Genomic DNA, 18,119 nt, shown 5'->3' on the forward strand with positions numbered 1-18,119 from the left:
GATTTCGCACCCGGCGCCCGGCGCTTTGCTATAGTCGCTGCACCTTTGTACCTTCACATCTCACCATGACTATTCCCCGCATTCTCGGCACTCCCCTTTCTCCTTCCGCCACGCGCGTGATGCTCCTCGGCTCGGGCGAACTCGGCAAGGAAGTGATCATCGCGCTGCAGCGCCTCGGCGTCGAAGTCATCGCCGTCGACCGCTACCCGAACGCGCCCGGCCACCAGGTGGCGCACCGCTTTCATGTGATCGACATGACCGACGGCGACGCCCTTGCCGCGCTGATCGAACAGGAAAAGCCGGACCTCGTGATTCCGGAAATCGAGGCGATCGCCACCGACAAGCTGGCCGAACTCGAAGCGGCCGGCGCCATCACCTGCATCCCGACGGCGCGCGCCGCCCAGCTGACCATGAACCGCGAAGGCATCCGCCGCCTCGCCGCGGAAGAGCTGGGCCTGGCCACCTCTCCCTACCGCTTCGCCAGCAGCCTGGCTGAACTGGAAACGGCCTGCGCCGCGGTCGGCTTCCCGTGCGTGGTGAAGCCGGTGATGTCCTCGTCCGGCAAGGGCCAGTCCAAGCTCGACAGCGCAGCCGACGTGCGCGCCGCCTGGGATTACGCCGCCGCCGGTGGCCGCGTCGACAGCGGCCGCGTGATCGCCGAAGGCTTCATCGACTTCGACTACGAGATCACCCTGCTGACGGTGCGCTCGCTCGGCGCCGACGGCCAGGTCGAGACCGGCTTTTGCGAGCCGATCGGCCACAAGCAGGTGCAGGGCGATTACGTCGAATCCTGGCAGCCGCATCCGATGAGCGCGCTGGCCCTGGAACGCTCGCGCGAAATCGCGGCCAAGGTCACGGGCAACCTGGGCGGCCTGGGCGTGTTCGGCGTCGAGCTGTTCGTGAAAGGCGACATGGTGTGGTTCTCGGAAGTGAGCCCGCGCCCGCACGATACCGGCATGGTGACCATGGCGACCCAGGTGCAGAGCGAGTTCGAGCTGCATGCCAAGGCGGTGCTGGGGCTGCCGGTTGATACGACCTTGCGCGCGCCGGGGGCCTCGGCCGTCATCTACGGCCAGCTCGACGAAAAGGGCATCGCCTTCGAGGGCGTGGCCGAGGCGCTGCGCGTGCCGGGTGCGGACGTGCGCCTGTTCGGCAAGCCGGAATCATTTGCGCGGCGGCGCATGGGTGTGGCGCTGGCGACCGCCGGGGAGATCGAGACCGCACGTGCACGCGCATTGGAAGCGGCGTCGCGCGTGAAGCCGGTGTCGGGCAAGTAAGCGGAAGGGCGGGCGCCCTGCCCGCTTGAACAAACCGTTCGGAAAACGAAAAAGGCCGCATCGTTCGACGCGGCCTTTTGTATTCTGGCTCCCCGACCTGGACTCGAACCAGGGACCTGCGGATTAACAGTCCGTCGCTCTACCGACTGAGCTATCAGGGAATTGATGGATCGAATTATAACTGCTCAGCAGCATTCCGCAAAGGGTTGCACAGCGAATCGTGCAGCCCACCGAAGCCGACGGCGACGACCGTAGGGTGGGCACCCCGTGCCCACGCGGAACAATGCGCATTGTTGGCGCTTGAAAAAATCAAGACCGATGGGCTAACGAGACGCTTCTGGGGCGCAGTCGAAACGCGTCAATCGGGATCGAAACGACGCCAACTAGATGCGAACTTTCGCGTGGGCACGGGGTGCCCACCGTACGGTTAAGGCTATCGGCCTTGCTCGACAGCGCCATTCCGAAAACAAAAAAGGAGTGCCGATCACTCGACACTCCTTTTCATATTCTGGCTCCCCGACCTGGACTCGAACCAGGGACCTGCGGATTAACAGTCCGTCGCTCTACCGACTGAGCTATCAGGGAATTGATGGATCGAATTATAACTGCTCAGCAGCATTCCGCAAAGGGTTGCACAGCGAATCGTGCAGCCCACCGAAGCCGACGGCGACGACCGTAGGGTGGGCACCCCGTGCCCACGCGGAACAATGCGCATTGTTGGCGCTTGAAAAAATCAAGACCGATGGGCTAACGAGACGCTTCTGGGGCGCAGTCGAAACGCGTCAATCGGGATCGAAACGACGCCAACTAGATGCGAACTTTCGCGTGGGCACGGGGTGCCCACCGTACGGTTAAGGCTATCGGCCTTGCTCGACAGCGCCATTCCGAAAACAAAAAAGGAGTGCCGATCACTCGACACTCCTTTTCATATTCTGGCTCCCCGACCTGGACTCGAACCAGGGACCTGCGGATTAACAGTCCGTCGCTCTACCGACTGAGCTATCAGGGAATTGTGTTGCTCTTCAATCTTAACTTGCGTTCAAGTTCGAAGAGCCAAGATTCTAGAGGACTTTGGCGATGGCGTCAACGACGAGATCGATATTCTTCGAATTCAGCGCGGCAACGCAGATGCGGCCGGTGTCGACCGCATAGATCGATTCCTCGCGCAGCTTGCCCACCTGCTCCTTGGTGAGACCCGAATACGAGAACATGCCGACCTGCTCGCGCACGAAACCGAAGTCGCGCCCCGGCGCCCTGGCAGCCAGCTTCGTCACCAGCTCTTCGCGCATCGCCTTGATGCGCACGCGCATGCCGGCCAGCTCGTCTTCCCACAGCTGGCGCAGTTCCGGCGTCGACAGCACGGTCGCCACCACCTTACCGCCGTGCATCGGCGGGTTCGAGTAGTTGGTGCGCACCACGCGCTTCAGCTGCGACAGCAGGCGTGCCGCTTCTTCCGACGACGAGGCCACCACCGACAACGCGCCGACGCGCTCGCCGTACAGCGAGAACGATTTCGAGAACGAGTTCGACACCAGCAGCGGGCCGCCGGCTTCCACGAAGCGGCGCACGACGGCGCCATCTTCCGCGATGCCGGCGCCAAAGCCCTGGTAGGCCATGTCGAGGAAGGGAACCAGGCCGCCTTCGGTGACGGCGGCGATCACCTGGCCCCACTGCTCTTGCGTGAGGTCGGCGCCGGTCGGGTTGTGGCAGCAGGCGTGCAGGACGACGATGGAGCCGGCGTCCATCTTGCGCAGCGAGGCCAGCATGCCGTCGAAATCGACGCCGTGGGTGGCTGCATCGTAATAGGTGTAGTTGTTGACCACGAAGCCGGCCGACTCGAACAGCGCGCGGTGGTTTTCCCAGCTCGGGTCGCTGATGAAGACTTCCGCATCCGGCGCAAAACGCTTGAGGAAATCGGCGCCGATTTTCAGGGCGCCGGTGCCGCCGATGGCTTGCACGGTGATGGCGCGCTTCTCTTGAATTACGGCGCTGTCGGCCCCAAATACAAGCTCTTGCACAGCCTTGTCGTACATTGCCAGGCCGTCGATCGGCAGGTAGGTACGCGGCGCTTGCTGCTCCATCAACTTCGCTTCCGCCTGTTGCACGCACTGCAGCAGAGGCACCTTGCCATTATCGTCGTAATACACGCCCACACCCAGGTTGATCTTGGCCGGATTGGTGTCGGCGTTGAATGCTTCGGTGATTCCCAGGATGGGGTCGCGCGGGGCCATGTCGATGGCGCCGAAGAGGCTGGCGGAGGCGGTAGAAGTCATCGTGATAAACTGAATTGTCGGTGAGTTCGCAGCTGTTGTATAGACAGCGACGCTGCTGCAGGAACGTTGCTGCGGTGCGGCAAGTGAACTCCCATTCTAGCAAAGGTCGGACAACATGGCAGATATATCAGCTGTAAGCGCAACCGCAACCGGTCCCGAGCCGACTGTGATCACCTACCCGAATTCGCCGTTCAAATTGCACCAGCCCTTCCCGCCGGCGGGCGACCAGCCGACCGCGATCGAGGGCCTGGTCGAAGGCATCGAGGACGGCCTGATGTACCAGACCCTGCTTGGAGTAACGGGTTCCGGTAAAACCTACACGATGGCCAACGTGATTGCCAAGGCTGGCCGCCCGGCGATCGTGTTCGCGCCGAACAAAACCCTGGCGGCCCAGCTGTATTCGGAGTTCCGCGAATTCTTCCCGCAGAACGCGGTCGAATACTTCGTGTCCTATTACGATTACTACCAGCCCGAAGCCTACGTGCCGCAGCGCGATCTGTTCATCGAAAAGGACTCGTCGATCAACGAGCACATCGAGCAGATGCGTTTGTCGTGCACCAAGTCGCTGATGGAGCGGCGCGACGTGGTGATCGTCGCCACCGTGTCGGCGATCTACGGTATCGGTAATCCGAACGAATACCACAAGATGATCCTGACGCTGCGCCACAAGGACAAGGTGGCCCAGCGCGACATCATCGCGCGCCTGATCCAGATGCAGTATTCGCGCAACGAGATGGACTTCGGCCGCGGCACCTTCCGCGTGCGCGGCGACACCATCGACATCTTCCCGGCGGAACACGCGGAACTCGCGATCCGCGTCGAGATGTTCGACGACGAAATCGAATCGCTGCAACTGTTCGATCCGCTCACCGGCCGCGTGCGCCAAAAGATCCCGCGCTTCACCGTGTACCCGGGTTCGCACTACGTCACGCCCCGTTCGACCGTGCTGCGTGCGATCGAGTCGATCAAGGCCGAGCTGAAGGACCGCCTGGAAGAATTCCGCCAGCAAAACAAGCTGATCGAGGAACAGCGCCTGGAACAGCGCACCCGCTTCGACCTCGAAATGATGGCCGAGATCGGTTTTACGAAGGGCATCGAGAACTACTCGCGCCACCTGTCGGGCGCCATGCCGGGCGAGCCGCCGCCGACCCTGGTCGATTACCTGCCGAAAGACGCGATCATGTTCATGGACGAATCGCACGTGCTGGTCGGCCAGTTGTCCGCCATGTACAACGGCGACCGTTCGCGCAAGACGAACCTGGTCGACTACGGCTTCCGCCTGCCGTCGGCGCTGGACAACCGGCCGCTGAAATTCGAGGAATTCGAAGGCAAGATGCGCCAGACGATCTTTGTCTCCGCCACGCCGGCCGAGTACGAAAAGGCGCATGCCGACAACGTGGTCGAGCAGGTGGTGCGCCCGACCGGCCTGGTCGACCCGGTGCTGATCGTGCGCCCCGCCCTGTCGCAGGTCGACGACCTGATGAGCGAAATTAACGACCGCATCAAGAAGGACGAGCGGGTGCTGGTGACCACGCTGACCAAGCGCATGGCCGAGCAGCTGACCGAGTATTTGTCGGACCACGGCATCAAGGTGCGCTACTTGCACAGCGACATCGAGACCGTCGAGCGCGTCGAGATCCTGCGCGATTTGCGCCTGGGTACCTTCGACGTCCTGATCGGGATTAACCTGCTGCGCGAGGGCCTGGACTTGCCCGAAGTGTCGCTGGTGGCCGTGCTGGATGCGGACAAGGAAGGCTTCCTGCGTTCCGAGCGTTCGCTGATCCAGACCATCGGCCGCGCGGCGCGTAATTTGAACGGCGTGGCGATCCTGTACGCGGATCACGTCACCGATTCGATGCGCCGCGCTATCGACGAAACCGAGCGCCGCCGCGCCAAGCAGATCGCCTTCAACGAAGCCAACGGCATCACGCCGAAGGGTGTGCAGAAGAAGATCAAGGAACTGATCGACGGCGTCTACAGCAACGCCGCGCAGAAGGCCATGGTCGAGGGCGTGCACGAGGATGCGGCGACGGCCAAGGTCGAGTCGATGAGCGAGAAGCAGATCAGCAAGGAGATCAAGCGCCTCGAGAAACTCATGGTCGACCACGCCAAGAACCTCGAGTTCGAAAAGGCGGCCCAGGTGCGCGACCAGCTGCATGTGCTGAAGCAGCAGGCCTTCGGGGCGCCGGGGGCGGACAATGTGGTGTCGATGCTGGGGAAGTAAAACGAACGGCGCCGGTGGCGCCGTTTTTTTTGGGGGCAGATGTTTTGTAGGGTGGGTTCTCGAACCCACCAGCTCTTACGTTGCCCAGATTGGTGGGTGCAAGAATCCACCCTAGCGCTTGAACATCCTCGGATCAAACCTGAACGACCGCGCAACGCTCAGCTTCACCCCCTCGTACGCCGGATGCGCCGGATTGATCACCAGGTTCACGCCCTCGCCCACGATCACCGACGGCACGCGCATGTAAAGGTACTCGCGCTTCTTCAGGAAGGCCGTCCCGAATGCGGCCGCGCTGCCGCCATCGTCCAGCGCATCCCAGCCTTCCGGCAACGCCTCCGCCTTCACATCCAGGCCCAACCCGGGATCGTCGGGCAAGTCGATCGCTACCAGCACCAGCGGCTCTTCCTCGACTTCCTCGGTGTGCACGAACTTTTCCAGCACCGCCAGCTCCACCGTCATCGCCGCATACAGCGCCGGTACGCCCTCGTTGTGCCAGTGTCCGCCACTCTCACGGGCGCCCTTGCATTCGCGATCGAGCGCCGCCTTTTCGATTGCAATTCTCCAGGTTCTCATGGGTACTGTTGCATAGCCAAGTAACGGCTTCAGCATACAACGCCCGCCCCGCCGCGCACGTATGCAAGGAGGAACATACCCCGCCGCACAGCCCAAAAAACAAGAGCGGCCCGAAGGCCGCTCCCGTCATGCGATCGCTATCCGGCCCGCAGGCCGGAGCGGATTACTTCTGCTTGCGACGGCGTGCTGCGCCACCCAGCATCAGGGCGCCCAGGCCCAGCAGTGCAATGCTGGTCGGTTCCGGCACCAGGGTAACGCGGCCGCCGGTAGCGGTGTACAGGAAGTCCTTGTAGCCGCCCATGATCATGCCGCCGAAGTAGGTGCCGAAGGTACCTTCAGCATAGCCCAGCGAGGTGAAGCGGCCGCTGAAGGTGTTGTTTGCCACCAGCATCAGTTCGCCGTACATTTCGACGAACGATGGGCCACCCGAGTCGCCGCCGCCGATACCCGATTCGCGGTCGTTCGGCAGCACCGGGGTGCACACGCCGAACAGGTCGCAGAAGGTGTCGCGGCCACGGCCGTCGAAGTCGGCGTAGAAGACTTCCTGGTTGCCGCCTTCGAAGTCCTGCTCGTCGTCGAGGTCGATCAGGTCGACGTAGTTTTCGCCGGTGCGCTTGATGTTGAAGGCCGGGTTGATGTAGTAGCCGTTGACGCCATCGCCCGAGGTGCCGTAGCCGGCCATGATGATGTGGGTGCCGGCGTTGATCGGGTTGACGGCGACCTTGTAGATCTTGGCCGAAGCCGGTGCGTCTTCCGCCAGGGTGATGACAGCGACGTCATCGTTCACGCAGCCGCGGGTGCCGTCAGGGCAGTTGTTGAAGCCCTGGTAATCCTGATGCACGGCGAAGCTGCTGGCGTTGATGATGGCATTGTAGGTACCGGCGCTGTTGAAGACCACGCGCACGTCGCTGCCTGGCTTGTTCAGGTCAACGTAGGAACCGTTGCCATTGGTATCGACGCAGTGACCAGCCGAGACTACCGAGCGCTTACCTACCAGTGCGCCCGAGCAGATGAAGGATTGACCGTCGTAACGAACGTTAATGCTGACCACACCCGAGAAACGTGAATCCGGCGTGTTCGGATCGACGTGTGCGCCTGGGGTATCCGGCAGTGCGCCCGAAGTGATCGCTGGAGTCACGACCGAACCTGGGGCGGCGGCGATCGAACCCGCGTGGGCCGAGCCCATGCCAAACACGAAGCCGGTAGCAACGACGGCACCAGCGATTTTCTTCAACGACAGATTCCGATTCAGCATTTGTTTTCCTTTTAATTTGACTTTGATCTCTCACGGACGGTCCCAACTACCGTGTATAAACTATTTAGCAGAAATCATGCCAGAAGGAAAAAAATGCATCGATTCAATATGTTAGCTGGCTAACATAGGAAATTTGTATCCTGATTGTAAGAATTTCCGACACTCAATTATAAGTGCCGGAAGATTTCCAGGCTTACTTGGCGTCCTTGACGTCCACCAGCTCGACATCGAACATCAGGTTGGCGTTCGGCGGAATCGGACCGGCGCCGCGTGCACCATAGCCCAACTCCGCCGGAATGATCAGAGTGCGCTTGCCGCCCACTTTCATCCCCACCACGCCCTCGTCCCAGCCCTTGATGACCGCGCCCATGCCGAGCGGGAAAGTGAACGGCGCGCCGCCCACCGAGGTATCGAACTGTGGGCCGCGGCCCTTGGGCGCCTTCGGCGAATAAAGCCAGCCGGTGTACTTGACGGTAACGGTCTTGCCGCTGACCGCCTCCTTGCCCTTGCCGACGACGGTGTCGGTCTTTTGCAGCTGCATGCGCGCCGGCGCATCGGCGCTGTTGGGTGCACTGGGTGCGGCAGGCGCGGCGGCGTGGGCGCCGGCGACGGACAGAATCAGGGCCAGCCCAATGGCGGAAACGTGTGATTTCATGGAAATACCTTCGTAAGGAATGTCTGCACGATTGTTCGCGCAGCCGCTTTCTTGCCAATTGGCACGAGCGACTGTGCGGGCAGTATTCCCTACTCGGCAGCTTCGCACAAGCTCAACGATAGGCTTGTTGGACCTCTGCAAGAATCTCCGCCACCCGGTTCAGGTCGGCGGGTTTCACCAGATGGTGATTGAAGCCGGCCTCTACGGCCAGGCGCTGGTCTTCGGCCTGGCCGTAGCCGGTCAGGGCAACCAGCACGGCGTCCTGCAGTTCGGGAATGGCGCGCAGCTGGCGCGCCAGGGCGTAGCCGTCGGTATCGGGCAGGCCGATGTCGAGCAGCATCACGTGCGGCCGCACCTGGCGCGCCCGCTGCAGCGCGCCGCGCCCGTCATACTCGACCGACACCGCATGCCCCTGCACTTCCAGCAGCGTGCCCAGCAGCTCGGCGGCGTCCTGGTTGTCGTCCACCACCAGCACGCGCAGCGGCGCCTGCTGCGGCGCGTTCTCGGCGGCGTGGGCGACAGGCGCTTCGGCCTCGACTTCCAGGCGCGGCACGCAGATCTCGAATTCGCTGCCGCGTCCGCCGTCTGGCGCGGCGCGCGCGTCGACGGTGCCGCCGTGCAGCACGATCAGGCTCTTCACCAGGGCCAGGCCAATGCCCAGCCCGCCCTGCGAACGGTCGGGCGTGCGCTCGGCCTGGGTGAACAGGTCGAAGATATACGGCAGCACGTCGGGCTCGATGCCGATGCCGTTGTCGGTCACGGTCACCGTCACGCGGTCGCCGTGGGCGAACACGCGCAGCGCGATCTGCCCGCCCGCCGGCGTGTATTTGGCGGCGTTGTTCAGGATGTTCGACAGCACCTGCACCAGGCGCGTGCGGTCGCCCAGCACGTGCACCGGCTCGCCTGACAGTTCCATCGTCAAGGCGTGGCGCTTGGCCTCGATCAGCGGCCGTACCTGTTCCAGGGCGCCGGCCACGATCGTGTTCAGGTCGAGCTCTTCCTTCTCCAGCGTGACCAGGCCGCGCGTGACCCGCGAGACGTCGAGCAGGTCGTTGACCAGGCTGGTCATGTGCTCTGCCTGGCGCGAGATGATCTCGCTGGCGTTGCGCACGGCTCTGGCGTCGAGGGTGCCCATTTTGAGCAGGTGGGCGGCGGTGGTGATCGGCGCCAGCGGATTGCGCAGTTCGTGCGCCAGCATGGCCAGGAACTGGTCCTTCTGGCGGTTCGCGGCGCGCAGTTCGTCCTCGACCTGCTTGCGCGGCGTGACGTCGCTGCCCTCGACGAAGATGCCGACCACGTTGCCGTGCGGGTCGCGGATCGGCTGGTAGACGAAGTCGATGTAGCGTAGCTCGAGCGGCGCGCCCGGCTCGCGCGCCACCTTCAGCGGCACCGCGTGGCCGACGAAGGGTTCGCCGCTCGTGTACACCTGGTCGAGCAGTTCGAAGAAGCCCTGCCCTTCGACTTCGGGCAAGGCCATGCGCGCGGTCTTGCCGACGATGTCGCGGTAGCCGATCAATTGCTGGTAACTTTTGTTTGCGATCTCAAACATATGTTCGGGACCGCGCAACACGGCGATGATGCCGGGCGCCTGCTCGAACAGCGTCATCAGGCGTTCGTTCTCTTCCTTGCGGTAGCGCTCGCCCAGTACCTGCTCGGTCGCCTCGACGCAGGCGCAATACACGCCGCCCACCGCACCGCTGTCGTCGCGCACGGCCGAATACGAGAAGGTGAACCAGGTCTGCTCGTCGTACCCGTGGCGGTTCATCAGCAGCGGCAGCTTTTCCCACCAGGTGCCCTCGCCCTGCAGGGCGCGCTCGACAATGGGGCCGATGTCGCCCCAGATCTCGCCCCAGATATCCTTGAAGGGCGCGCCGAGCGAGGACGGGTGCTTGTCGCCGAGGATCTCGATGTAGGCGTCGTTGTAGAGGAAGGCCAGCTCCTCGCCCCAGGCCACGAACATCGGGAACTTCGAATTGAGCATCAGCGCCACCACCGTGCGCAGCGCCTGCGGCCAGCCGCGCGGGTCGCCGAGCGGCGAGCGCGACCAGTCGTGGGCGCGCATCATGGCCCCGGCCTCGCCGCCGCCGCTGAGGAACATCGGCAAGCCGGCGTCCAGTGAGGCCTCGGGCAAGGATGGTGGGTGCGCGTCGCTCATGTCAGAGGGTCCGGACGAATTCGCGGATACCGCCGAGCAGCATCTCGACCGACATCGCCGTCAGGATCAGGCCCATCAGGCGCTCGAAGGCGGTCATCACCTGCGGACCGAGCTTTTGCTGGAGGCGCTCGGCGCTCAGGAACACCGCCAGCCAGACCACGCCCACCGCCGCCAGGGCCGCCACGTGGACCATGGTTTCCGAGATCGTGTCCGAGCTGAACAGCAGCACGGTGGCCAGCGCCGACGGGCCGGCCAGGGCGGGAATCGCCAGCGGCACGATGAAGGGCTCGCCGTGCTCGCTGCGGCCAAGCACGCCATCCGGGTGCGGGAAGATCATGCGGATCGCGATGATCAAGAGGATCACGGCGCCGCCGATGCGCAGGGCTACCGGACTCAGGTGCAGCGCGGCCAGGAAGTGCTGGCCGAAGAACATGAAGACCAGCAGCAGCAGGAAGGCGATCGCGCATTCGCGCACCACAATGCGCGGGCGGCGGTGCAGCGGGGTGTCCTTCAGGGCGGTGGCGAACAAGGGAACGTTGCCGAACGGGTCAGTGACGAGGATGAGGAGGATGAAGGTCTGGAAGAAGCTCTGGGTCATGGTTCTTATTGTTTGTGACGTTCCGGGCGACGCGGTCGAGGCTTTCGTAACAATCTTAACCGATCTGCACTGGGCTGTTAACTTGATAACGTGCGGTAAGGCTCAGGATAAAGAAAAAGCCAGGGCATCCTGCGACACCCTGGCCTTCGCGGGACCGGCATGGCGCGGTGGTTTCCCACCATGCCATGCCGGCCCGGGTCTTTCTGTACCGATTACTTGTCGAACTTCTTCAGCCACGCCGACAGCTGGTGCGGACGCAGGCCGTCGTAGTCTTCGAACGGCTGGTGGATCCACGGGTTGTGCGGCAGGTCTTCCAGGTGGTAGTCCGGCTTGAAGGCCGAGGTGCCCTTCACCCAGATCACGGCCGATTTCACTTCGGTGACGTCGGCATAGTTCTCGGTCAGGTGCTCGCGCACTTTCTGCAGGGTGACGCCCGAATCGGCCAGGTCGTCGACCAGCAGGATGCGGCCGGCCAGCGGGCCCTTGGTCATCGTCATGTACTTGGCGATGTCCAGGTTGCCTTGTTTGGTGCCGGCTTCTTCGCGGTAGGAGCTGGTCGACAGGATCGCCAGCGGCACGTCGAAGATGCGCGAGATCACGTCGCCCGGACGCACGCCGCCGCGCGCCAGGCACAGCACCATGTCGAACTTCCAGTTCGATTCGTAGACTTGCAGGGCCAGGCGCTCGACCAGGCGGTTGTACTCGTCCCAGGAGACCCACAGGTCCTTGTCGGTGGATGCAGGAGTATTCATGTTTCAGTCATTCCTATTTTTATAGTGGTGCTCAGGCAGCAAACGGGTGGCGCAGGACGATGGTTTCTTCGCGGTCCGGGCCGGTCGAGACCATGTCGACCGGGATGCCGACCAGTTCTTCGATGCGCTTGATGTAGGCGCGGGCATTCGCCGGCAGCTCGTCCATCGACTTGGCGCCGACGGTCGATTCGGTCCAGCCCGGCATTTCTTCGTAGACCGGCTCGCACAGCGCGGCTTCTTCGGCGCCGACCGGGAAGATGTCGGCCTCAACGCCGTTGATCTTGTAGCCGGTGCACAGCTTCAGCGACTCGATGCCGTCCAGCACGTCGAGCTTGGTCAGGCACATGCCCGACACGCCGTTGATCTGGACTGAGCGGCGCAGCAGTGCGGCGTCGAACCAGCCGCAGCGGCGCGCACGGCCGGTGACGGTGCCGAACTCGTGGCCGACGCGCGACAGGTGCTCGCCGACGCCTTCGGCGGTCGACAGTTCCGACGGGAACGGGCCCGAACCGACGCGGGTGGTGTAGGCCTTGGTGATGCCCATGATGTAATGCAGCATGCCAGGACCGACGCCGGCGCCGGCAGCGGCGTTGCCGGCCACGCAGTTCGACGAGGTGACGAACGGATAGGTGCCGTGGTCGACATCGAGCAGCGAGCCTTGCGCGCCTTCGAACAGCAGGTGGCCGCCGGCCTTGTGCGCGGCGTACAGCTGCGACGACACGTCGCCGACCATCGGACGCAGGCGCGGCACCAGGGCCATCGCGTCGTCGAAGGTCTTCTGGAAGTCGATCGCTTCGCCGCCCAGGTAGTTCACCAGCACGAAGTTGTGGTATTCCAGGTTTTCCTTCAGCTTCTCAGCGAAGCGCTCTTCGTTGAGCATGTCGGCGATGCGGATCGCGCGGCGCGCCACTTTGTCTTCGTAGGCCGGGCCGATGCCCTTGCCGGTGGTGCCGATCTTGTTTTCGCCGCGCTTGGCTTCGCGTGCCTTGTCGATGGCGACGTGGTAAGGCAGGATGACCGGGCAGGCTTCCGAAATTTTCAGGCGCGAGGCGACTTCGATGCCGGCGGCTTCGAGCTTGTCGATTTCGCGCATCACGTCCGGCACGGAAACGACCACGCCGTTGCCGATGTAGCAGGCCACGCCTTCGCGCATGATGCCCGACGGGATCAGCTGCAGCGCGGTTTTCTGGCCCTTGATGACCAGGGTATGGCCGGCGTTATGGCCGCCCTGGAAACGAACGACGCCGGCCGCATGGTCGGTCAGCCAGTCGACGATTTTGCCCTTGCCTTCATCGCCCCACTGGGTGCCGATGACGACGACGTTCTTTGCCACGGTAGTATTTGACATCACTTAACCTAAGTTTTTGAGAATCCAATTTCCATCTTCGAGGACGAGCACGCGGTCGCACTCGAACTCGTCCTGAACATTATCGTGACCCGGCATGGACTGGATCACGACTTCGCCTGCCTTGCGCAGGTCAGCGATTTTTTCGCGCAGCTCCGGCGCGTTGCCCCAGGGGGCGCGGATCGAATGCTTGCGCTCTGCCGTCGGCAGCAACCGCGCCAGCTCGCGCAAGTCGAGCGAGAAGCCGGTGGCAGGACGTGCGCGCCCGAATGCTTCGCCCACGTGGTCGTAGCGCCCGCCCCTGGCGACTGCGTTCGGCAGGCCCGGCACGTAGAGCGCGAACATGGCGCCGCTTTCGTACTGGTAGCCGCGCAGGTCGGCCAGGTCGATCGCGACCTCGGCGCGCTTGAAGGCGCCGGCCGCCAGGGCAGCCAGTTCCGCCAGTGCGCGGGTGATGCCGGGCAAAGCCGGCAGGATGTCTTTCGCGCGCGCCAACACCTCGACGTCGCCGTACAGGTTCGGCAGCGCGAGCAGCGCGTCGCGCGTTACCGGCGCGTAATCGCGGGTCAGCTCGGCCAGGCCGGGCACGTCTTTTGCGCGCAGCAGTGCGGTGATCTGGGCTTCGTCTTTTTTCGCCGCCGCGTCTTCGGCCAGCAGCGCGCGCAGCACGCCGACGTGGGCCATGTCGAGGCGCACTTCCGTGAAACCGGCCAGGGCGACCGAGGCCAGGGCGAGTTCCTGGATCTCGGCGTCGGCTTCCAGGCCGGCGTGGCCGTAGATCTCGGCGCCGATCTGGATCGGCTCGCGCGTGGCGTGCAGGCCCGACGGACGGGTGTGCAGGACGCTGCCGGCATAGCAGAGGCGGGTGACGGAGTTACGGTTCAGCAGGTGCGCATCGATGCGGGCGACTTGCGTGGTCATGTCGGCGCGCAGGCCGAGCAGGCGGCCGGACAGCTGGTCGATCAGCTTGAAGGTGCGCAGGTCGGTATCTTGCCCGGCGCCGGCCAGCAGCGACTCGACGTATTCGAGCATCGGCGGCATGACCAGTTCGTAGCCGTACAGGCGGAAGGTGTCGAGCATCGTGCGGCGCAGATCTTCGATCTTGCGGGCTTCGGACGGCAAGACGTCGGCGATATTCTCGGGCAGGAGCCAGTTCGGCATGGGCAACAGCTAATGGATTGTTAAGATTGATGCAATAAGGCGCGCTCGAACGTGCGAAGTCGTCGCCGAATCGGCAATTTTACCTGAAAATGCGGCGGGGCTGGCGGTTGATGTTGCTTGAAGAGCTCGTTCGGTCGCAAGCGTCGATTCATGGCCGCATAAGCCGAAGGGGCGTAGGGTGAACGGGTCCCCCGTCCACGCGTTCACGGAAACGATGCACACCACGGTCGCGATCGGCATCGGTTAGTTGAACGCGTGGACGGCAGAGCCGTCCACCCTACGTTTCTGTGCGGTCGCTGACGGATGCAATGATGCCGCGTTGACGCATCGTTCCGCGTGGGCAGGGAGTGCCTTGCGCGGCCCGGCCCACCGCACGGGAGCCGATATCAATATGCGGCGACCACGAATAAAAAAACGCCGCGGGGTGCGCGGCGTCTTTGGCATGCTGCTCGGCGATTATTTGCTGCCCGGATTCTTGAAGTACTTGAAGTACTCCGAATTCGAATCGATCACCATCACATCGCCCTGGGCCTTGAAGCTGGCGCGATAAGCTTCGAGCGAACGATAGAACTTGTAGAACTCCGGATTCTTGCCAAACGCTTCCGCATAGATCGCGGACGCTTTCGCATCGCCCTCGCCCTTGATCTTCTCGGCTTCGCGGAAGGCTTCGGCCAGGATCACGGTGCGCTGGCGGTCGGCGTCGGCGCGGATCTTCTCGCTTTCGGCCGAACCGGTCGAACGCAGTTCATTGGCTACGCGCACCCGCTCGGCGCGCATGCGGTCGTAGACCGAGTCGTTGATCTGATCGATGTAGTCCACGCGCTTCAGGCGCACGTCGACGATGCCGACGCCGATCTGCTTGGCCTCGGCCACGACCTTGTCGCGCACGGCATCCATCACGCGGCCGCGCTCGCCGGAAATCACTTCGCGCACGGTGCGCTTGGTGATCTCGTCGTTCAGGGCCGCCTTGACGATCTGCGACATGCGGTTGCGGGCGGCGCGCTCGTCGCCGTTGAAGCTGACGTAGTACAGGCGCGGCTCGACGATGCGCCATTTGACAAAGGCGTCGACCAAGATGTTCTTTTTCTCGGACGTGATGAAGCGGTCGGCATCGGGCGTATCCAGGGTCAGGATGCGCTTGTCGAGATAGATCACGTTCTGGAACGGCGGCGGCAGCTTGAAGTGCAGGCCCGGCTCGGCGATCACTTCGCGCACTTCACCAAGGGCGAAGACAATCGCGAAGCGGCGCTGGTCGACCACGAACACCGTCGAGGACAGCAGCATCAGGGCAATGAAGCCCGCCACGAAAATGGTTACGAGGCGGCTCATCAACGGCTCTCCCTGTCACGTGAGGTATCGCGGCTGCGCGAGTCGCGCTGGCGCACCGCTTCGATGTTTTGCAGGACTTCCTGCGAAGTCGATCCTTGCGCGGCCGCGCCCTGCTGGGCCGGCGCCTGCACCGGGCCCGAGTGCGCACGGCCGACATTCGCGTCGTTCGCGGCGACCTGGGCGACCAGCTTGTCCAGCGGCAGGTACAGCAGGTTGGAACCCGACTTGGCGTCGACCATCACCTTCGTGGTGTTGCTGAAGATCGATTGCATGGTGTCGAGGTACATGCGGTCGCGGGTCACGCCCGGGGCCTTGGCATACTCGGCCACCACCTGGTTGAAGCGCGAGGCGTTACCGGTGGCGTTTTCGATGACCATTGAGCGGTAGGCCGACGCGTCTTCCAGCAGGCGATTCGCGGCGCCGCGCGCACGCGGGATCACGTCGTTGGCGTAGGCCTGGCCTTCGTTGCCGGCGCGCGCGCGGTCCTGGCCGGCTTTCACGGCGTCATCGAAAGCGCTCTGCACCTGCTCAGGCGGCTGCACGTTCTGCATGGTCACGTTGGTGATCAGGACGCCCAGCTTGTAGCGGTCGACGATGGCCTGCATCATGGTGTGGACGTCGACGGCCACCTTTTCGCGGCCTTCGTACAGCACGAAGTCCATCTTGCTCTTGCCCACCACTTCGCGCACCGCCGTTTCGGCGATCTGGTGCACGCTGGTGTCCTGGTCGCGGTTGTTGAAGACCCAGGCGACCGGGTCCTTCAGGGTGTACTGCACCGCAAACTGGATGTCGATGATGTTTTCGTCGTCGGTCAGCATCAGCGCTTCGGCCGGCTGCTTGTTGCGCACGTTGTCGCGGTAGCCGATTTCGGCGGTACGCACCTGCGAGACGTTGACGGTTTCGTGGGCCTGGATCGGGGCCGGCCAGCGCCAGTTGAAGCCGGCGCCGGTGGTGTGGCTCAGGCGGCCGAAGGTGGTCACCACGCCGACCTGGCCTTCCTGGACGATGAAGGCGCCGCTGGCGAGCCAGATCAGCACGACGATGAAGCCGATCACGGTGGCCGTGATGCCGGCGCCCCGCCCTTCCGAGCGGTACGGTCCGCCGGCGTCGCCGCCGTTGTTGCCGCGGCCGCCGAACAGGCGGTTCAGGCGCGCATTGAAGTCGCGCCACATCTGGTCGAGATCGGGCGGACCTTCACCCGGACGGCGGCCCTCCTGGGCCTTGGGGTCACGCTTGGGATTGTTACCCCAGCGCGGATCGTTCAGCGACAGTTTGACGCCAAAACGTTTAAGTAAGGAAACGAGCATAGGCTAGTGGGGCCCGAGATGGGTGGAGGTTGGAATACTTGCGCCGAAGTCGTCGTCCGACCCATCCGATTGGTCGGATGCGTCCGACGCCTTCGTCGCGGCATCGTCCTGCTCTTCGTTTTTAGCGCTCAGGCCAGGCGCGGAGCCGGCTGCCTCGACGATTGCATCGCGCAACAGATCGAGGCCGGCGCCGCTGCGGGCGCTGATAAAAACGCGGCTGATTTTATCATATTCATCACGTTCGACCCCGGGCTGGAGGTCGGCCGCGTCAATCTTGTTCCACACAAGGATCTGCGGAATATGGTCTGCGCCGATTTCGCGCAGGACGTCGTTGACCTGTTCGATCTGTTCCATGCGCACCGGCGAGGAACCATCGACCACATGCAGCAGCAGGTCGGCGTGAATCGTTTCTTCCAGGGTGGCGCGGAAAGCGGCAACCAGCTGGTGCGGCAATTCGCGCACGAAGCCGACGGTGTCGGAAATCACCACGCTGCCGACCTCGTCGTTGAGGTAGAGGCGGCGGCTGGTGGTGTCCAGGGTCGCGAACAGCTGGTTCGCCACATACACGCCGGCCTTGGTCAGCGTATTGAACAGGGTCGACTTGCCGGCATTCGTATAGCCGACGAGCGAGACCGAGAAGGTGTTGTTCCGGCCGCGCTGGCGGCGCTGGGTCTCGTGCTGCTTGCGCAGCTTGGTGAGACGGGCACGTAAGGCCTTGACGCGTTCGCCGATCAGGCGGCGGTCGGTCTCGAGCTGGGTTTCGCCGGGACCGCGCAAACCGATACCGCCCTTTTGCCGTTCCAGGTGGGTCCAGCCGCGGATCAGGCGCGTGGCCAGGTGCTGCAGCTGGGCCAGTTCCACCTGCAACTTACCCTCGTGGCTCTTGGCGCGCTGGGCGAAGATGTCGAGGATCAGGCTGGTGCGGTCGATGACGCGGCGGTTCAGGCGGCGCTCGAGGTTACGCTGCTGGGCGGGCGACAGGGCGTGGTTGAAGATGACGATGTCGGCATTGTCGACGGTCGCGGCCTGGGCGATCTCGTCGGCCTTGCCGCTGCCGACAAAATAGGCAGGATCGGGGGCGGAACGTTTTGCGGTGATCGTGGTGATCGGCTCCGCGCCGGCCGAGCGCGCCAACAAGGCGAGCTCTTCGAGACTGGCGCTGAAGTCGACAGCGCCAAAATCGATGCCGACCAGCGCGGCGCGCATGGTACTTGT

General features: G+C 63.6%; 14 protein-coding genes and 3 tRNA genes. 2 read left to right on the forward strand and 15 right to left on the reverse strand.

The genetic code is table 11. The features are described from left to right. Positions 1-65 precede the first annotated feature (65 nt). Positions 66-1,277 (forward strand): formate-dependent phosphoribosylglycinamide formyltransferase, encoded by a 1,212-nt coding sequence (purT, locus tag QPK31_RS11485; RefSeq protein ID WP_290423072.1) that lies wholly within the window; start codon positions 66-68, stop codon positions 1,275-1,277. An 85-nt stretch (positions 1,278-1,362) separates the two neighbouring features. On the opposite strand, the gene QPK31_RS11490 is transcribed toward purT, so the two are convergent. From QPK31_RS11490 to QPK31_RS11505, 4 genes are all read right to left on the reverse strand, one after another. After that, positions 1,363-1,438, reverse strand: a tRNA-Asn gene (locus QPK31_RS11490). 348 nt (positions 1,439-1,786) lie between these two features. After that, positions 1,787-1,862 (reverse strand) — tRNA-Asn (locus QPK31_RS11495). Positions 1,863-2,210: 348 nt separating this feature from the next. Next, positions 2,211-2,286: transfer RNA gene (locus QPK31_RS11500), tRNA-Asn, on the reverse strand. 52 nt (positions 2,287-2,338) lie between these two features. After that, complete coding sequence (locus tag QPK31_RS11505) at positions 2,339-3,550, reverse strand: amino acid aminotransferase (RefSeq protein WP_290423073.1); 1,212 nt, start codon at positions 3,548-3,550, stop codon at positions 2,339-2,341. Positions 3,551-3,665: 115 nt separating this feature from the next. Here QPK31_RS11505 and uvrB point away from each other — a divergent pair, with 115 nt between their 5' ends. Beyond that, complete coding sequence (gene uvrB / locus QPK31_RS11510) at positions 3,666-5,774, forward strand: excinuclease ABC subunit UvrB (protein WP_290423074.1); 2,109 nt, start codon at positions 3,666-3,668, stop codon at positions 5,772-5,774. Between the two features lie 111 nt (positions 5,775-5,885). Here the strand turns inward: uvrB and QPK31_RS11515 are convergent, their stop codons facing one another. From QPK31_RS11515 to hflX, 11 genes are all read right to left on the reverse strand, one after another. Further along, positions 5,886-6,347, reverse strand: a complete 462-nt coding sequence (locus QPK31_RS11515; protein WP_290423075.1) for an RES family NAD+ phosphorylase — start codon at positions 6,345-6,347, stop codon at positions 5,886-5,888. 163 nt (positions 6,348-6,510) lie between these two features. Then, a complete protein-coding gene (locus tag QPK31_RS11520) occupies positions 6,511-7,602 on the reverse strand; it encodes a trypsin-like serine protease (protein WP_290423076.1) in 1,092 nt (363 codons plus the stop codon). Between the two features lie 193 nt (positions 7,603-7,795). Continuing rightward, positions 7,796-8,257 carry an FKBP-type peptidyl-prolyl cis-trans isomerase gene (locus QPK31_RS11525; protein ID WP_290423077.1) on the reverse strand — a complete coding sequence of 154 codons (462 nt, stop codon included), beginning with the start codon at positions 8,255-8,257 and terminating at the stop codon, positions 7,796-7,798. Positions 8,258-8,369: 112 nt separating this feature from the next. Beyond that, positions 8,370-10,412: an ATP-binding protein gene (locus QPK31_RS11530; RefSeq protein ID WP_290423078.1), complete on the reverse strand. Its 2,043-nt coding sequence runs from the start codon at positions 10,410-10,412 to the stop codon at positions 8,370-8,372. A 1-nt stretch (position 10,413) separates the two neighbouring features. Beyond that, positions 10,414-11,010 carry a MarC family protein gene (locus tag QPK31_RS11535; protein ID WP_290423079.1) on the reverse strand — a complete coding sequence of 199 codons (597 nt, stop codon included), beginning with the start codon at positions 11,008-11,010 and terminating at the stop codon, positions 10,414-10,416. A 212-nt stretch (positions 11,011-11,222) separates the two neighbouring features. Then, positions 11,223-11,762 (reverse strand): phosphoribosyltransferase, encoded by a 540-nt coding sequence (locus tag QPK31_RS11540; protein WP_290423080.1) that lies wholly within the window; start codon positions 11,760-11,762, stop codon positions 11,223-11,225. 31 nt (positions 11,763-11,793) lie between these two features. Next, positions 11,794-13,110: an adenylosuccinate synthase gene (locus QPK31_RS11545; protein WP_290423081.1), complete on the reverse strand. Its 1,317-nt coding sequence runs from the start codon at positions 13,108-13,110 to the stop codon at positions 11,794-11,796. A 3-nt stretch (positions 13,111-13,113) separates the two neighbouring features. Then, positions 13,114-14,268 carry an ATP phosphoribosyltransferase regulatory subunit gene (locus QPK31_RS11550; protein WP_290423082.1) on the reverse strand — a complete coding sequence of 385 codons (1,155 nt, stop codon included), beginning with the start codon at positions 14,266-14,268 and terminating at the stop codon, positions 13,114-13,116. A gap of 456 nt (positions 14,269-14,724) precedes the next feature. Continuing rightward, positions 14,725-15,597 (reverse strand): protease modulator HflC, encoded by an 873-nt coding sequence (hflC, locus tag QPK31_RS11555; protein WP_290423083.1) that lies wholly within the window; start codon positions 15,595-15,597, stop codon positions 14,725-14,727. Continuing rightward, positions 15,597-16,904, reverse strand: coding sequence for an FtsH protease activity modulator HflK (gene hflK, locus QPK31_RS11560; RefSeq protein WP_290423084.1), 1,308 nt, complete (start codon positions 16,902-16,904; stop codon positions 15,597-15,599). The genes hflC and hflK overlap by 1 nt, the downstream gene beginning before the upstream one ends. A gap of 3 nt (positions 16,905-16,907) precedes the next feature. Beyond that, a complete protein-coding gene (gene hflX / locus QPK31_RS11565) occupies positions 16,908-18,110 on the reverse strand; it encodes a GTPase HflX (protein ID WP_290423228.1) in 1,203 nt (400 codons plus the stop codon). Positions 18,111-18,119: the final 9 nt, after the last annotated feature.

It is taken from the genome of Massilia sp. YIM B02769, assembly GCF_030411995.1.
GTDB lineage: Bacteria > Pseudomonadota > Gammaproteobacteria > Burkholderiales > Burkholderiaceae_D > Telluria.

Bases quoted from the DNA above. Each gene is read 5' to 3' on its own strand.
- hflC (WP_290423083.1), bottom strand. From the start codon at position 15,597: ATGAGCCGCCTCGTAACCATTTTCGTGGCGGGCTTCATTGCCCTGATG.
- QPK31_RS11520 (WP_290423076.1), bottom strand. From the start codon at position 7,602: ATGCTGAATCGGAATCTGTCGTTGAAGAAAATCGCTGGTGCCGTCGTT.
- QPK31_RS11540 (WP_290423080.1), bottom strand. From the start codon at position 11,762: ATGAATACTCCTGCATCCACCGACAAGGACCTGTGGGTCTCCTGGGAC.
- QPK31_RS11535 (WP_290423079.1), bottom strand. From the start codon at position 11,010: ATGACCCAGAGCTTCTTCCAGACCTTCATCCTCCTCATCCTCGTCACT.
- QPK31_RS11525 (WP_290423077.1), bottom strand. From the start codon at position 8,257: ATGAAATCACACGTTTCCGCCATTGGGCTGGCCCTGATTCTGTCCGTC.
- hflK (WP_290423084.1), bottom strand. From the start codon at position 16,904: ATGCTCGTTTCCTTACTTAAACGTTTTGGCGTCAAACTGTCGCTGAAC.
- QPK31_RS11530 (WP_290423078.1), bottom strand. From the start codon at position 10,412: ATGAGCGACGCGCACCCACCATCCTTGCCCGAGGCCTCACTGGACGCC.
- QPK31_RS11545 (WP_290423081.1), bottom strand. From the start codon at position 13,110: ATGTCAAATACTACCGTGGCAAAGAACGTCGTCGTCATCGGCACCCAG.
- uvrB (WP_290423074.1), top strand. From the start codon at position 3,666: ATGGCAGATATATCAGCTGTAAGCGCAACCGCAACCGGTCCCGAGCCG.
- purT (WP_290423072.1), top strand. From the start codon at position 66: ATGACTATTCCCCGCATTCTCGGCACTCCCCTTTCTCCTTCCGCCACG.
- hflX (WP_290423228.1), bottom strand. From the start codon at position 18,110: ATGCGCGCCGCGCTGGTCGGCATCGATTTTGGCGCTGTCGACTTCAGC.
- QPK31_RS11505 (WP_290423073.1), bottom strand. From the start codon at position 3,550: ATGACTTCTACCGCCTCCGCCAGCCTCTTCGGCGCCATCGACATGGCC.
- QPK31_RS11550 (WP_290423082.1), bottom strand. From the start codon at position 14,268: ATGCCGAACTGGCTCCTGCCCGAGAATATCGCCGACGTCTTGCCGTCC.
- QPK31_RS11515 (WP_290423075.1), bottom strand. From the start codon at position 6,347: ATGAGAACCTGGAGAATTGCAATCGAAAAGGCGGCGCTCGATCGCGAA.